Source organism: Thiomicrorhabdus heinhorstiae, from assembly GCF_013391765.2.
In the GTDB taxonomy this organism is placed as follows: Bacteria; Pseudomonadota; Gammaproteobacteria; order Thiomicrospirales; family Thiomicrospiraceae; genus Thiomicrorhabdus; species Thiomicrorhabdus heinhorstiae.
In genome coordinates, this window is the sequence record NZ_JACBGI020000038.1 from 1 (window position 1) to 15,692 (window position 15,692).

Genomic DNA, 15,692 nt, shown 5'->3' on the forward strand with positions numbered 1-15,692 from the left:
CTCCACCGAATTTCTTACCTTGCACGATTGTCAAAGCCGCTGTTAGAGTCGTTTTACCATGGTCAACGTGACCGATAGTACCAACGTTTACGTGAGGCTTGGAACGTTCAAACTTTTCTTTTGCCATTTTAGTTAATACCTTTGTAAAAGGCGGCTACGCCGCCCAAAAATTAAAGATTAAAAGTTATTTAAATTAGTCGCCTTTCTTAGAGGCTGCAATGATCTCTTCCTGAACATTGCGTGGCGCTTCAGCGTACTTCAAGAATTCCATGCTGTAACTAGCACGACCCTGAGTCAAAGAGCGCATCTGGTTTGAGTAACCGAACATTTCAGAAAGAGGTACTTCTGCCTTGATTGACTTACCGGTAGGAATGTCATCCATGCTAGAAACAATACCACGACGACGGTTAAGGTCACCAATGATATCACCCATGTACTCTTCAGGAGTAACAACTTCAACCTTCATCATCGGTTCAAGAACAACCGGGCTTGCTTCAACAACACCGTTCTTAACACCCATAGATGCCGCAACCTGGAACGCCATTTCGTTCGAGTCAACATCATGGTAAGAACCGTCGATCAACTCAACTTCAACGTCAACCATTGGGTAACCAGCGATAACACCAGCTTCAAGCTGTAGTCGCGCACCTTTCTCAACTGCACCAATGTATTCTTTCGGTACCGCACCACCCACAATCGAGTTGATGAAGTTAAACCCGACGTTCTCTTCAGAAGGACGGATTTTGAATACAACGTGACCATACTGACCACGACCACCAGACTGACGAACAAACTTACCTTGCGCTTCAACTTCTTTACGGATCGTTTCACGGTAAGACACCTGAGGCGCACCAATGTTCGCTTCAACCTTGAATTCTCGACGCATACGATCAACGATAATATCCAAGTGAAGCTCACCCATACCAGAAATGATTGTCTGGTTAGTTTCTTCATCAGTGTGAACACGGAAAGATGGATCTTCAGCTGCCAACTTACCTAGAGCGATACCCATTTTTTCTTGGTCCGCTTTGGTCTTAGGCTCGATAGCGATCGAGATTACCGGCTCAGGGAATTCCATACGCTCAAGGATAACCGGGTTATCGATGTCACACAGAGTATCACCAGTCGTTGTATCCTTAAGACCGACCGCACAGGCAATGTCACCAGCACGTACTTCTTTGATCTCTTCACGAGAGTTAGAGTGCATCTGCAGGATACGACCAACACGCTCACGCTTCTGTTTAACAGTGTTCATAACTGGAGAACCAGCTGCTAGTACACCGGAGTAAACACGGAAGAATGTTAGAGTACCAACATAAGGGTCTGTCATGATTTTAAACGCAAGCGCTGCAAATGGCTCATCATCAGTTGAGTGACGCTCGACCGGAGTACCATCTTCCAATTCACCTTTGATCGCAGGAACGTCAGTAGGTGCAGGCATGAAATCAAGAACACCATCTAGTAGCGTTTGAACACCTTTGTTTTTAAAAGATGAACCACAGAACATAGGAACGATTTCTACATCGATACAACGCTGACGGATACCCGCTTTAATTTCTTCTTCAGATAGATCACCTTCTTCTAGGTATTTATCCATTAACTCTTCAGAAGCTTCCGCTGCGGTTTCGACCAACTTTTCACGCCACTCGTTACACTCATCCTGCATCTCTTCCGGAATATCTTCATAGGTATACTGCATACCCATGTTTTCTTCTTCCCAGTAGATCGCTTGCATTTTAACCAGGTCAACAACACCACGGAAAGTTTCTTCCGCACCGATTGGAAGCTGCATAGGAACCGGAGTCGCACCAAGACGATCGATAACCATTTGGCAAACATTCAGGAAGTTTGCACCGGCACGGTCCATCTTGTTTACGTAACCCATACGGGGTACGCCATACTTATCTGCCTGACGCCATACAGTTTCTGATTGTGGTTCAACACCCGATACAGAACAGAAACAAGTAACTGCACCATCAAGTACACGCAAAGAACGTTCTACTTCGATCGTGAAGTCAACGTGTCCCGGAGTATCGATGATATTGATACGGTGTTCATCATAGTTTCGCTGCATACCAGACCAGAAACAGGTAGTTGCCGCAGAAGTGATGGTGATACCACGTTCTTGCTCTTGCTCCATCCAGTCCATAGTTGCACCACCGTCGTGAACCTCACCGATTTTGTGAGAAACACCGGTGTAGTACAGAATACGTTCGGTTGTGGTTGTTTTACCCGCATCGATGTGGGCCATAATCCCAATGTTGCGGTATCTATCTAGAGGGGTTTTACGTGCCACTATAAATAACCTTTAACTAAAACCTAAAAATAAAGGCCCTGAAAAGGGCCCTAATCAGATTACCAACGGAAATGAGAGAAAGCTTTGTTTGCTTCCGCCATTCGATGGGTGTCTTCTTTCTTCTTGATGGCCGCACCGCGGTTTTCCAAAGCGTCACCTAACTCACCAGCTAAGCGAAGCATCATGCCTTTTTCGCTACGCTTACGAGCCGCTTCAACCACCCAACGCATTGCTAGAGCAGTTCTACGCTCAGGACGCACTTCAACCGGAACCTGGTAAGTAGCACCACCAACACGGCGTGACTTAACTTCAACCATCGGACCGACTGCATCCAAAGCTTCTTTCAACAATACAGCTTGCTCGCCACCTTTTTTGCGTTCAACTAAAACGTCCAACGCATCATAAACGATTTTTTCAGCCACGGCTTTTTTACCGCTGACCATAATCATGTTAACGAATTTCGTTAACGTAGTATCTCCAAACTTAGGATCTGGTAGAACCTGACGTTTTGGGATTTCTCTTCTTCTTGCCATTCTTAACTCTTCCGGTATAAATGTAACACTAAAATTGCAAAACGTATGTTAAGTAATCATTAAACGATTACTTAGGACGCTTCGCACCGTACTTAGAACGACCTTGTTTACGATTAGCAACACCAGCGCAGTCTAGAGCACCGCGAACTGTGTGGTAACGTACACCAGGCAAATCTTTAACACGACCACCACGGATAAGAATAACCGAGTGCTCTTGCAAGTTATGACCTTCACCACCGATATAGGAAGCAACTTCATAACCGTTTGTTAAACGTACACGCGCAACTTTACGTAGAGCAGAGTTTGGCTTTTTAGGGGTTGTTGTATAAACACGCGTACAAACACCACGACGCTGAGGACATGCCTGAAGCGCTGCAACATTTGAAACTTTACGCTTATCTTTACGCGGCTTACGCACCAACTGGTTAATAGTAGCCATTAATTTTCTCCAAATTTGAGATTAACTCTTACACATAAACGAAGCTGTAGGCCGAACAAAATTCGGCCTACGTATAAGGATTGGGAATTTTAGAGTTCTATTTTCAATAAGTCAAGCATTAACTACTTGATTTATTTTAAATTAGACTTTTATTCTTCCGCTTCGATAACCTCTCCTAATGCAGAGGCATCCCCATCCATGATCGCTTCGGCACCCATGACTTCCTGAAGCTCTGCATCATCGATGCTTTCATCTTCTTCAACCGTCATAAACGCTTGCAATTCATGCATGGATTTTTCGCTCGCCTCTTTTCTTGCCTTGTGGTACGCGAAACCGGTACCGGCAGGAATTAGACGACCGACGATAACATTCTCTTTCAAGCCAACCAGCTTATCGCGCTTACCGGAAACCGCAGCTTCGGTAAGAACACGAGTAGTCTCTTGGAAAGAGGCCGCCGAGATAAAGGACTCGGTCGCCAAAGAGGCTTTGGTGATACCAAGCAGAACACGATCATAGCTCGCTTCAATCTTGCCTTCTTCTCGCATTTTTTCGTTCAACTCTAGAACGTGTGAGAATTCGGCTTGTTCACCTTTGATCAAACCGGTATCACCTGAGCTCTTAACTTCGACTTTACGCAGCATCTGACGGACGATGGTTTCGATGTGCTTATCATTGATTTTTACCCCTTGCAGACGGTAAACATCTTGTACTTCATCAACGATGTACTCAGCGAGTTTTTCGATACCCAGCAGGCGAAGAATATCGTGAGGGTTCGGATTCCCTTCAACAACGACATCCCCCTTCTCAACGCGCTCACCTTCGAACACGCTAACGGTACGCCATTTAGGGATAAGCTCTTCGTACTGTTCACCACTGTCTTGAGTAATGATCAAACGCTGCTTACCTTTAGTCTCCTTACCGAAACCAATAACACCGGCAACTTCCGCCATAATTGAAGGCTCTTTCGGTTGACGTGCTTCGAACAGATCGGCAACACGAGGAAGACCCCCGGTAATATCCTTGTTCTTCGAAGAAGCTTGCGGAATACGTGCCAAGACGTCACCACGACCCACTTCTGCACTTCCTTGAATAACCACAATCGAGTTTTCAGGCAGATAGTACATTGCCGGAGTCTGTGTTCCTGGGAAACAAACCGCTTCGCCTGCCGCATCGACAAGCTCGATATATGGACGAACTTCTTTTGCCGCTGCCGCACGCTCTTTAGCATCCTTAACTACGTGAGTAGTCAAACCGGTCAACTCGTCGACACGCTCTTCAACCGTCCCTTCGAAATTACCGAAACGAACGATACCTTCCGCTTCAGTGATAACCGGGTGAGTATGCGGATCCCATTGCGCCAGGATTGCACCTGCCTCGATAGAGCCGCCATCTCCAACCGCCAAGGTAGAACCGTAACCGATCTTATAGCGCTCTTGCTCACGACCGGTTGCATCCAGAACCGAAACCTCACCTGAACGAGAAGTAACGACAATATTCCCTTCAGAGTTAGTAATGGCCTTCAAGTTATCCCACTTGATCGTACCGGCGTGCTTCACTTCGATCGAACTCTGAGCTGCCGAACCGGAAGCGGTACCACCGATATGGAAGGTACGCATGGTCAACTGAGTACCAGGTTCACCGATCGACTGTGCCGCCATAACTCCGACAGCTTCACCCATGTTCACCAGGTGACCGCGTGCCAGATCACGACCGTAACACTGCTGACAGATACCGAACTTGGTTTCGCAAGTCATCGGCGAACGAACCAAAACATGGTCAACCCCTTTGGCATCGATCAAGTTAGCAAGCTTTTCATCAATCAACTCACCTTTGGAAATAACCAAAGCACCATCGTGTGCATAAACATCTTCACAGGTAACACGACCTAATACGCGATCGCGCAATGATTCGATTACATCACCACCTTCAACATGAGCAGTCATGCGAATACCTTTATCGGTACCACAATCGTTTTCAGTCACGACCACATCCTGAGCAACGTCAACCAGACGACGCGTCAAGTAACCTGAGTTTGCAGTCTTAAGTGCAGTATCCGCCAAACCTTTACGAGCACCGTGAGTCGAGATGAAGTACTGAAGCACGTTCAGACCTTCACGGAAGTTCGCCGTGATCGGCGTTTCGATAATCGATCCATCCGGCTTCGCCATCAGACCACGCATACCACCCAACTGACGCATCTGCGCGACGCTACCACGAGCCCCGGAATCCGCCATCATGTAAACCGAGTTGAATGAAGTCTGCTGAACTTCATTCCCTTCACGGTCAACAACCGTTTCGTGCTGCAACTCTTCCATCATCGATTTGGTAACCAACTCATTGGTGTGTGACCAGATATCAACAACCTTGTTGTAACGCTCACCTTCGGTAACCAAACCTTGAGAGAATTGGTTCTGAATCTCAGCAACCTGACTTTCAGCACGATCGATAATGCCCGCCTTGCTCTCAGGAATCAACATGTCATCCGAACAGAACGACAGACCTGCCAGGGTCGACCATTTGAAACCGGCATACATCAGCTGGTCAGCAAAGATAACCGTTTCTTTCGGTCCCAACTTACGGTAACACTCGTTCAATACTTTAGAGATATTCTTCTTGGTCAAGCTGATGTTCAACAGATCGAAGCTCAAACCTTTCGGCAAAATACGACACAACAAAGCACGACCGGCAGTTGTCTCGACGATACGCGAACTAACGCTTTCCATACCTTCTTCATCGACGACCGTTTCGTTTACCTTCAACTTGATGCGCGTGTGCAAATGAACCACTTTCGCATCCAAAGCACGCTGAACTTCCTGCCAGTTTGAGAAAGACTTACCTTCACCGATGGCGTTAATGCGTTCACGAGTGATGTAGTACAGACCCAATACAACGTCTTGCGAAGGAACGATAATCGGATCACCGTTTGCAGGCGACAACAAGTTGTTAGTCGACATCATCAGAGTACGCGCTTCCAGCTGTGCTTCCAATGATAGCGGTACGTGAACCGCCATCTGGTCACCATCGAAGTCGGCGTTGAATGCCGAACATACCAACGGATGCAAGTTAATCGCTTTACCTTCAATCAATACCGGCTCAAACGCCTGAATACCAAGACGGTGAAGTGTCGGAGCACGGTTCAATAGAACCGGATGCTCACGGATTACTTCATCCAAAACGTCCCATACTTCCGGCAAGCCCTGCTCTACCATTTTCTTAGACGCTTTAATGGTCGGAGCCAAACCGCGCTTCTGCAGTTTAGAGAAGATAAACGGTTTGAACAGTTCCAATGCCATCTTCTTAGGTAGACCGCACTGGTGCAGACGCAAAGAAGGACCAACCACGATAACCGAACGACCAGAGTAGTCAACACGCTTACCTAGAAGGTTCTGACGGAAACGACCCTGCTTACCTTTGATCATGTCAGCAAGTGATTTCAACTGGCGCTTGTTGGTACCGGTTACCGCACGACCGCGACGACCGTTATCCAACAAGGAATCGACCGACTCCTGCAACATACGTTTTTCGTTACGAACGATGATGTCCGGCGCCATCAAATCAAGAAGACGCTTCAAACGGTTGTTACGGTTGATTACGCGGCGATACAGATCATTCAAATCCGAAGTCGCGAAACGGCCACCGTCAAGCGGAACCAATGGACGCAATTCAGGCGGAAGAACCGGAAGTACGTCAAGAATCATCCACTCAGGACGGTTACCCGATTGAAGGAAAGATTCGATCAGTTTCAAGCGCTTAGAAATTTTCTTCTGTTTGGTCTCAGAGTTGGTGCTCTCAATCTCTTGACGAAGGCGTTCCGCTTCCGATTCCAGATCAATCGCCTGCAACATTTTCTTGATCGCTTCGGCACCCATTTGGGCTTCGAACTCATCACCGTGCTCGTCAAGCGCATCCAAATACTCTTCTTCAGACAACAACTGCCAAGGCTCAAGCGGAGTCAAACCTGGATCGACCACCATGAAAGCTTCGAAGTAAAGAACCGCTTCGATCTCTTTCAAAGTCATGTCCAGCATCAAACCGATACGAGAAGGCAATGATTTCAGGAACCAGATGTGAGCAACCGAAGTCGCAAGGTCGATATGCCCCATACGCTCACGACGCACTTTAGATTTGGTTACTTCAACACCACACTTCTCACAAATGACACCACGGTGCTTCAAACGCTTGTACTTACCACACAAACATTCGTAGTCACGAATCGGTCCGAAGATCTTGGCACAGAAAAGACCGTCACGCTCCGGCTTAAAAGTACGGTAGTTAATGGTCTCAGGCTTTTTAACTTCACCGTAAGACCATGAACGAATTTTCTCAGGCGAAGCAAGTGATACCTTAATCGCATCAAAATCGCTTGATACGTTTTGTTTTTTTAGAAAACCTAATAAATCTTTCATTATTCTTGCTCCAGCTCAATATCAATACCCAATGCACGAATCTCTTTGCGTAGAACGCTGAAGGATTCAGGCATACCTGGTTCCATATATTCGTTACCGTCAACGATGTTCTTATACATCTTAGTACGACCTTCCAAGTCATCCGACTTAACCGTCAACATCTCTTGCAACGTGAAGGCAGCACCGTAAGCTTCAAGTGCCCACACCTCCATCTCACCGAAACGCTGACCACCGAACTGTGCTTTACCACCCAGCGGCTGCTGAGTAACCAGTGAGTAAGGACCAGTCGAACGGGCGTGCATCTTATCGTCAACCAAGTGGTTCAACTTCAGATAATACATGTAACCGACCGTTACCGGACGGTCGAAGGCTTCACCAGTCAAACCATCGTATAATTTCATCTGGCCGGACTCAGGCATATCAGCCAGACGCAATAGAGTCTTGATCTGATCTTCGCTAATACCGTCGAAAACCGGTGACGCCATTGGCACACCGCGCTTCAAATTGTTTGCCAATTCGACGAGTTCAGCATCGGAGAAGCTATCGAAATCAACTTGTTGGCCTTGGGTTTCGTTGTAAATCTTATGCAAGAAGCCACGAATTTCTTGCAGATCAGCTTGCTGCTGCAACATCGTATTGATCTTCTGACCAAGTCCTTCGGCAGCCAGACCCAAGTGAACTTCCAGGATCTGACCGACGTTCATACGTGACGGTACACCCAGAGGGTTCAAACAGATGTCAACCGGACGGCCGGTTTCATCATATGGCATATCTTCAACCGGACAGATGCGTGAGATAACACCTTTGTTACCGTGACGACCGGCCATCTTATCTCCAGGCTGGATGCGACGTTTGATCGCAACGTAAACCTTAACCATCTTCGAAACGCCAGGTGCCAAATCGTCACCTTGAGTCAGTTTCTTGCGTTTCTCTTCATAAGCTTCGTTGAACTCTTTACGCTTATCTTTCAAATGCGATTCAGAGATTTCCAACTGGTGCATCACATCCACATCATCAACATTCAAGCCGAACCAACGATCTTGAGGGACAGTCTGCATAAAAGCTTCATCGATCTTGGTTCCATCAACCAGAGACTTACCGATCAACAACTCTTTAATACGTCCAAGGGTATCAGCTTCCAGAATCTTGTACTGCTCGTCGATGTCCTTACGGATTTTCGATAGTTCGTCTTCCTGGATAGATAGAGCACGTGCATCTTTCTGCACGCCTTCACGGGTGAAGACCTGTACATCGATAACCGTACCTTCGACCCCTTTGGTCACACGCAAAGAAGTATCTTTAACGTCCGACGCTTTCTCACCAAAGATGGCACGTAGCAGCTTCTCTTCTGGAGTCAGCTGCGTCTCACCCTTCGGTGTTACCTTACCGACAAGAATGTCACCCTGCTTCACTTCAGCACCGATCTGTACAATACCGCACTCATCCAAACGAGCCAGCGCCGCTTCACCCACGTTTGGAATATCCGCAGTGATTTCTTCAGGCCCCAACTTGGTATCACGCGCCAAACAGGTCAGTTCTTCGATATGAATGGTGGTGTAACGATCTTCCTGAACCACGCGCTCGGAAATCAGAATCGAGTCTTCGAAGTTATAACCGTTCCATGGCATGAAGGCGATACGCATGTTTTGACCAAGCGCCAATTCACCCATATCGGTAGAAGGACCGTCCGCCAGAACGTCACCGCGGCTAACGATTTCACCCGCTTTAACAATTGGCTTCTGATTGATACAGGTGTTCTGGTTAGAACGCTGGTACTTGACCAGGTTATAGATATCAACCCCTGATTCACCTTCTTTGATCTCGTCGCCGTTCACACGTACCACAATACGCGCCGCATCCGAAGACAGGATCTCACCACCACGCTCGGCAACCACGGCAACACCGGAATCGATCGCTACCGTTTTCTCAATACCGGTACCGACCAACGGCTTGTCAGCGCGTAGAGTCGGAACTGCCTGACGTTGCATGTTGGCACCCATCAAGGCACGGTTAGCATCATCGTGCTCTAGGAACGGAATCAAAGATGCCGCAACCGATACGATCTGCTTAGGAGAAACGTCCATGTAGTTAATGTCATTAGAAGACGACAAAGTAAATTCGTTTTGGTGACGCGCAGAAACCAGACTGTCGACAAACTTACCGTCGGCATCCAAATTCGCAGACGCCTGAGCGATAACGAATTGCGCTTCGTCGATCGCCGATACATATTCGATATCTTCGGTTACTTTACCGTTAACCACTTTACGGTACGGTGTCTCAAGGAAACCATACTCATTGGTTTTTGCATAAATCGCCAGCGTGTTGATCAAACCGATGTTTGGACCTTCAGGCGTTTCGATCGGACAAACACGACCATAGTGAGTCGGGTGAACGTCACGAACTTCGAAGCCGGCACGTTCGCGAGTCAGACCACCTGGCCCCAACGCAGAAACACGACGCTTGTGAGTCACTTCGGAAAGCGGGTTAACCTGATCCATGAACTGAGAAAGCTGTGAAGAACCGAAGAACTCTTTAATGGCAGCAGAAACCGGCTTAGCATTAATCAAGTCTTGCGGCATCAAACCATCGGACTCCGCCTGATTCAAACGCTCTTTAACCGCACGTTCGACACGAACCAAACCGACACGGAAAGCGTTTTCAGCCATTTCACCAACGGCACGAATACGACGGTTACCCAAAGTATCGATATCGTCAACCGTGCTGTGACCGTTACGAATACTGATCAACTCACGGATAACTTCGATAATGTCCTCTTTTTCCAGAACCAAAGCGCCATCGTTCTCTTTACGACCCAAACGACGGTTTAACTTCATACGACCAACTGCAGACAAATCATAACGAGATTCATCGAAGAACAAGCTTTCGAACAGCGCTTCAGAAGATTCTTTTGTCGGTGGTTCACCAGGACGCATCATGCGATAGATTTCGACCTGAGCTTCAAGCTGAGAAGAAGTCGTATCCAGATTCAAGGTATCGGAAATGTATGGCCCGTTTTCTAACTCATCAATGTACAACAACTTGATTTCAATACCGGTGATTTCGGAAATTTTGGCGATCGTTTCGGCTGTTAGAACATCATTAGTACGCGCAACCAATTCGCCGGTCGACTCATCGATAATTCCTGAAGCCAACACTTTTCCAAGCAGATAATCCGGTGGAACCGGAACTTGCTTGATACCGGCATCATTCAACTGCTTAACAGTACGTGCAGTCACTTTCTTACCGGTTTCAACCAAGGTTTTACCATCGTGAACGATATCGAATGTCGCTGTCTGACCTTTTAGCTGCTCAGCATTCAATTCAAGCTCGAAAGCACTCTTGGTGACATGAACCTTATTGATATCGAAAAATTCGGTCAGAATCTCTTCATTGCTGTACCCCATAGCACGCAACAAAACAGAAACCGGCAACTTACGGCGACGGTCGATACGAGTGAACAGGCAGTCGTTATGATCGAACTCGAAATCCAACCAGGAACCACGGTAAGGGATGATACGTGCATTGAACAACAACTTACCTGAAGTGTGCGACTTACCTTTGTCGTTATCGAAAATAACACCAGGTGAACGATGTAACTGAGTCACGATTACACGCTCGGTACCGTTAATAACGAAAGTACCGTTGTCGGTCATCAAAGGAATATCACCAAGATAGACTTCTTGTTCTTTAACGTCTTTAACCGGACGCTTACCTGCCGGCGCATCTTTGTCGTAGATGACCAGACGCATTTTTACGCGTAGAGGTGCTGCGAAGGTTACACCACGCTGCTTACACTCTTTAACGTCAAATTCAGGTTGACCCATGTGGTAGCTGACATACTCAAGATCAGCGGTACCGGCAACCCCTTCAATCGGAAATACTGAAGCAAATGCGGAGTGAAGACCGACATTTTTGCGCTCAGCCGGTTTTTTCTCCAATTGTAGAAAATCGTGGAAAGATCCTTTTTGCAGAGAGAGCAAATAAGGCACTTCTAGAATGGATGGGCGTGTCGCAAAATCCTTACGAACGCGTTTCTTTTCTGTAAAAGAATAAGTCATCGTTTACCTCGACGATAAAGATTGTCATGACGCTTGTAACAATCTGTTACTAGAAAATGCATAAAACTGTGGTAGCTCTCCGCGTTTGTTTTACCAACAAACTTATCAACAGCTTACTAACACACTTTTACACACTGTTAAAACGAGAAAAGGCCGGTGTCAAAAACACCAGCCATTTCCTGCTGAAACTCAGCCTCTAAAGTTAAATTACTTAACTTCGACTTCGATACCAGCTTCTTTAAGCTCGTTTGCAAGAGCTTCTGCTTCTTCTTTAGAAACAGCTTCTTTAAGAGTGAAAGGAGCGTTCTCAACCGCTTCTTTCGCTTCTTTAAGACCAAGACCTGTTGCACCACGAACTGCTTTGATCGCAGCAACTTTGTTCGCACCGGCACCGGTAAGAACAACGTCAAATTCAGTTTTCTCTTCAGCTGCGGCAACATCACCAGCAGGACCAGCGGCAACCATAGCTGCAGCAGAAACGCCGAATTTTTCTTCCATAGCTTCAACTAGCTCAACAACTTCCATTACGGACATGTTGGCAACTGCTTCTAAAATATCTTCTTTTGTTACAGACATTGTAATCTCCAAAAATTTACTTTGATTTCTTCAAAAAATATAAAACGATTAAGCGGCTTCTTTCTGTTCTTTGATCGCAGTAAGCGCACGAGCAAGTTTCGCAACAGGCTCTTTCATAACAAATAGAAGTTTCGCAACAGCTTCGTCATAAGTAGGTAGAGCAGCGATTTGCGCAGCATAACTTGCATCCAAGCAACCTTCACCGATAGACAGTGAACGGATAACTAGAGCTTCGTTAGTTTTAGCGAAATCACGGAAAACACGAGCGGCATTACCAAGCTCCTCACCAGAGAAAGCGTAGATAAGCGGACCAGTAAAGGTCTCAGCCATGTCTTCGAACTTAGTGCCTTGAACCGCACGACGCGCAAGCGTGTTTTTAACAACACGGATTTGCACGTTTGCTTTACGAGCCGCAGCACGAAGGTTAGTCAATTGCTCTACAGTCAAACCACGATATTCAGCTGCAACCACTGAACCCGCATCTGCAAGAACAGCAGATACTTCTTCAACGACTAGCTTTTTATCTTCGATATTGAGTGCCATATAACCTCCAAAACAGTTTGATAGTGGCCTATCAAACCCGTCCATCTACGTAGGCTTATTACGATTAAGAATGCGCCTTGCATTCGCCTACGGTCTGCGATGGGCACTCACGAATCAAATTAGATTGGAGACCCAATTCGCAAATAATGCCTGCACCAAACTTAGTTGGCGCAACCATCATTATAGTGATGACTGATCAACTACCAGGCCAGGACCCATAGTAGAAGAAATAGTCACTTTCTTAACGTATGTACCCTTAGCAGAAGCTGGCTTAGCTTTCACTAGGTCATCCATTAAGGCATTTAAGTTTTCTTTCAGCTTGTCAGCATCGAATGCAACTGTACCGATTGAAGCGTGAATAATACCCGCTTTATCCGCACGGAAACGAACCTGACCGGCTTTAGCGTTTTTGATCGCGCCAACAACGTCTGGTGTTACAGTACCGGTTTTAGGGTTAGGCATAAGACCACGAGGACCTAGAACCTGACCTAGCATACCAACAACACGCATCGCATCCGGAGAAGCGATAACAACGTCGAAGTCCATCATGCCGCCTTTGATTTCAGCAGCAAGCTCATCCATACCTACGAATTCTGCACCAGCTTCTTTTGCAGCAGCCTGGTTAGCTTCACCGGTGAATACTGCAACGCGAACGTCTTTACCAGTACCGTTAGGCATAACAGTCGCACCGCGTACAACCTGGTCAGATTTACGAGGATCAATACCTAGACGAACAGAAACATCAACAGATTCAACGAACTTAGACGTTGCCAATTCTTTAACCAGGTTTAAACCATCGATAATGTCGTAAGAAGCATTACGATCAACTTTCTCAGCGAATAGCTTTTGCTTTTTAGTTAGTTTTGCCATCGTATTACTCCTCAACCACTAGACCCATTGAACGAGCAGAACCAGCGATAATCTTAACCGCTGCATCTAGATCGTTAGCGTTCAAATCAGCCATTTTAGTGTTAGCGATTTCTTCAAGCTGAGCACGAGTAACCGTACCGACTTTGTTCAAGTTAGGAACCGCAGATCCTGAAGTGATTCCAGCTGCCTTCTTCAAAAGAATCGCGGCAGGAGGAGTTTTCATGATGAACGTGAAGCTCTTATCGCTGTAAACAGTAATAACTACTGGAATCGGCAAACCTTTTTCAAGGCTCTGAGTTTGCGCATTGAACGCTTTACAGAATTCCATGATGTTTACACCTTTCTGACCCAATGCTGGACCAACCGGTGGACTAGGATTTGCGTTCCCTGCACCAATCTGCAGTTTGATATAGCCGTCGACTTTCTTAGCCATTTTTTTCTCCTATTCGGGTCAAGCGCCTGCTCGGCTCCCCGGGTTTAAAAATCGGTTATTAACCTAATTCTTCTCGACTTGGGTGAATTCCAATTCCACCGGTGTAGAGCGTCCGAAAATCAATACCGACACTTGCAATTTGTTTTTGTCATAATCCACGCCTTCAACGACCGCTTCAAAGTCTTTGAAAGGTCCATCGACAACTCGGACCAATTCACCTGGTTCATAAATGACTTTAGGGCGTGGCTTATCAACACTGGTCTCGACACGCTGAAGAATACGATCCACTTCTTTTTGAGTGATCGGGGCCGGACGATCTGAAGTTCCACCAATGAACCCCATGACATTCGGAACACTTTTCACCAAATGCCAGGTTTCTTCATTCATTTCCATCTGGACCAAAACATAACCAGGAAAGAACTTACGCTCACTGGTGCGTTTTTTACCGTCACGGATCTCGACGACTTCTTCGGAAGGAACCAGAATCTGACCGAACAGCTCTGTCAATCCAGCACGCTCGGCATATTCCGCCAAGCTTTTCTTAACCTTATTCTCATAACCGGAATAAGCGTGAACCACATACCATCTTTGCGCCATCTTAACTACCTTGTCCTGTCAATAGTTGGACTGCCCACAAGAAGAACATATCCACCAACCATAAAAAGATTCCCATCAGAATCACAACTACAAAGACAATCAATGTCATCTGAATTGTTTCAGGACGAGTCGGCCAGACAACCTGACGCACTTCTCGTTTAGCATGCACTAAATACTGATACCAGCCTCTGCCGATAGTCGTTTGATATAAAACAAACAAAGAAATCCCGATTCCGGCCACTACACCAAGAACGCGCACAACTGGATGAAGGTCTTGGTAAATGTAATATGCAATCAGTGATCCGATAAGAATTGCTACGGAAGCTACCAGCTTAGCCGTATCTAAGGACCCTGAAGCTTTTTGACTATTTATTTCTTTACTCATAATCTATCAGCTAAATTAAAAAAACGACCCGTGTTTTCTCAAACACAGGTCGTTATAAAATATGGCAGGGGTAGAGGGATTCGAACCCCCAACACCCGGATTTGGAATCCGGTGCTCTGCCAATTGGAGCTATACCCCTGGAGCAGTTCACAAAAAAAGGGGATTTTAACCCCTTTTTTTGTGTTTTTCAAGCAATAATTTTATTACTCGATAATTTTAGCAACAACACCCGCACCAACAGTACGTCCACCTTCACGGATCGCGAAACGTAGACCATCTGACATGGCGATTGGGTTGATCAACTCAACGGTCATTTGAACGTTGTCACCTGGCATAACCATTTCAGTACCAGCTGGTAGTTCACATGCACCCGTTACGTCAGTTGTACGGAAGTAGAACTGTGGACGGTAACCGTTGAAGAATGGAGTGTGACGTCCACCTTCGTCTTTAGACAGAACATAAACTTCTGCTTCAAACTTGGTGTGAGGCTTAACAGTTCCTTTGTGAGCCAATACTTGACCACGCTCGATGTCTTCACGCTTAGTACCACGTAGTA

13 protein-coding genes and 1 tRNA gene are annotated in these 15,692 nt (G+C 46.4%); all 14 read right to left on the reverse strand.

Features of this window, described 5'->3' with window-relative positions; genetic code table 11:
• A partial coding sequence (locus H8792_RS11775; protein ID WP_228767001.1) for a GTP-binding protein occupies positions 1 to 127 on the reverse strand: 127 nt, incomplete at its 3' end.
• 66 nt (positions 128 to 193) lie between these two features.
• Positions 194 to 2,296, reverse strand: coding sequence for an elongation factor G (fusA, locus tag H8792_RS11780; protein WP_185979168.1), 2,103 nt, complete (start codon positions 2,294 to 2,296; stop codon positions 194 to 196).
• A 59-nt stretch (positions 2,297 to 2,355) separates the two neighbouring features.
• Positions 2,356 to 2,829: a 30S ribosomal protein S7 gene (rpsG, locus tag H8792_RS11785; RefSeq protein ID WP_185979169.1), complete on the reverse strand. Its 474-nt coding sequence runs from the start codon at positions 2,827 to 2,829 to the stop codon at positions 2,356 to 2,358.
• A 67-nt stretch (positions 2,830 to 2,896) separates the two neighbouring features.
• Positions 2,897 to 3,268: a 30S ribosomal protein S12 gene (gene rpsL / locus H8792_RS11790; RefSeq protein ID WP_173284021.1), complete on the reverse strand. Its 372-nt coding sequence runs from the start codon at positions 3,266 to 3,268 to the stop codon at positions 2,897 to 2,899.
• A gap of 149 nt (positions 3,269 to 3,417) precedes the next feature.
• Entirely contained in the window at positions 3,418 to 7,674 is a 4,257-nt protein-coding gene (gene rpoC, locus H8792_RS11795) for a DNA-directed RNA polymerase subunit beta' (protein ID WP_185979170.1), read from the reverse strand.
• Positions 7,674 to 11,732, reverse strand: a complete 4,059-nt coding sequence (gene rpoB / locus H8792_RS11800) for a DNA-directed RNA polymerase subunit beta (RefSeq protein WP_185979171.1) — start codon at positions 11,730 to 11,732, stop codon at positions 7,674 to 7,676. Before rpoB ends, rpoC begins: the two co-directional genes overlap by 1 nt.
• A gap of 207 nt (positions 11,733 to 11,939) precedes the next feature.
• Positions 11,940 to 12,308, reverse strand: coding sequence for a 50S ribosomal protein L7/L12 (gene rplL, locus H8792_RS11805; protein WP_185979172.1), 369 nt, complete (start codon positions 12,306 to 12,308; stop codon positions 11,940 to 11,942).
• A gap of 48 nt (positions 12,309 to 12,356) precedes the next feature.
• Positions 12,357 to 12,851 (reverse strand): 50S ribosomal protein L10, encoded by a 495-nt coding sequence (rplJ, locus tag H8792_RS11810; RefSeq protein ID WP_185979173.1) that lies wholly within the window; start codon positions 12,849 to 12,851, stop codon positions 12,357 to 12,359.
• A 180-nt stretch (positions 12,852 to 13,031) separates the two neighbouring features.
• Complete coding sequence (rplA, locus tag H8792_RS11815) at positions 13,032 to 13,721, reverse strand: 50S ribosomal protein L1 (RefSeq protein ID WP_185979174.1); 690 nt, start codon at positions 13,719 to 13,721, stop codon at positions 13,032 to 13,034.
• A 4-nt stretch (positions 13,722 to 13,725) separates the two neighbouring features.
• Positions 13,726 to 14,154, reverse strand: a complete 429-nt coding sequence (gene rplK / locus H8792_RS11820; RefSeq protein WP_185979175.1) for a 50S ribosomal protein L11 — start codon at positions 14,152 to 14,154, stop codon at positions 13,726 to 13,728.
• A gap of 63 nt (positions 14,155 to 14,217) precedes the next feature.
• Positions 14,218 to 14,751: a transcription termination/antitermination protein NusG gene (gene nusG, locus H8792_RS11825; protein WP_185979176.1), complete on the reverse strand. Its 534-nt coding sequence runs from the start codon at positions 14,749 to 14,751 to the stop codon at positions 14,218 to 14,220.
• Position 14,752: 1 nt separating this feature from the next.
• Positions 14,753 to 15,136 carry a preprotein translocase subunit SecE gene (gene secE, locus H8792_RS11830; RefSeq protein ID WP_185979177.1) on the reverse strand — a complete coding sequence of 128 codons (384 nt, stop codon included), beginning with the start codon at positions 15,134 to 15,136 and terminating at the stop codon, positions 14,753 to 14,755.
• A 62-nt stretch (positions 15,137 to 15,198) separates the two neighbouring features.
• Positions 15,199 to 15,275, reverse strand: a tRNA-Trp gene (locus H8792_RS11835).
• Between the two features lie 64 nt (positions 15,276 to 15,339).
• Positions 15,340 to 15,692, reverse strand: a 353-nt coding sequence (locus H8792_RS11840) for an EF-Tu C-terminal domain-related protein (protein ID WP_456119857.1), incomplete at its 5' end; no start/stop codon positions are given.

Coding starts and splice junctions, on each gene's coding strand:
- rpsG (WP_185979169.1), bottom strand. CDS start 2,829: ATGGCAAGAAGAAGAGAAATCCCAAAACGTCAGGTTCTACCAGATCCT.
- rpsL (WP_173284021.1), bottom strand. CDS start 3,268: ATGGCTACTATTAACCAGTTGGTGCGTAAGCCGCGTAAAGATAAGCGT.
- rpoC (WP_185979170.1), bottom strand. CDS start 7,674: ATGAAAGATTTATTAGGTTTTCTAAAAAAACAAAACGTATCAAGCGAT.
- rpoB (WP_185979171.1), bottom strand. CDS start 11,732: ATGACTTATTCTTTTACAGAAAAGAAACGCGTTCGTAAGGATTTTGCG.
- rplL (WP_185979172.1), bottom strand. CDS start 12,308: ATGTCTGTAACAAAAGAAGATATTTTAGAAGCAGTTGCCAACATGTCC.
- rplJ (WP_185979173.1), bottom strand. CDS start 12,851: ATGGCACTCAATATCGAAGATAAAAAGCTAGTCGTTGAAGAAGTATCT.
- rplA (WP_185979174.1), bottom strand. CDS start 13,721: ATGGCAAAACTAACTAAAAAGCAAAAGCTATTCGCTGAGAAAGTTGAT.
- rplK (WP_185979175.1), bottom strand. CDS start 14,154: ATGGCTAAGAAAGTCGACGGCTATATCAAACTGCAGATTGGTGCAGGG.
- nusG (WP_185979176.1), bottom strand. CDS start 14,751: ATGGCGCAAAGATGGTATGTGGTTCACGCTTATTCCGGTTATGAGAAT.
- secE (WP_185979177.1), bottom strand. CDS start 15,136: ATGAGTAAAGAAATAAATAGTCAAAAAGCTTCAGGGTCCTTAGATACG.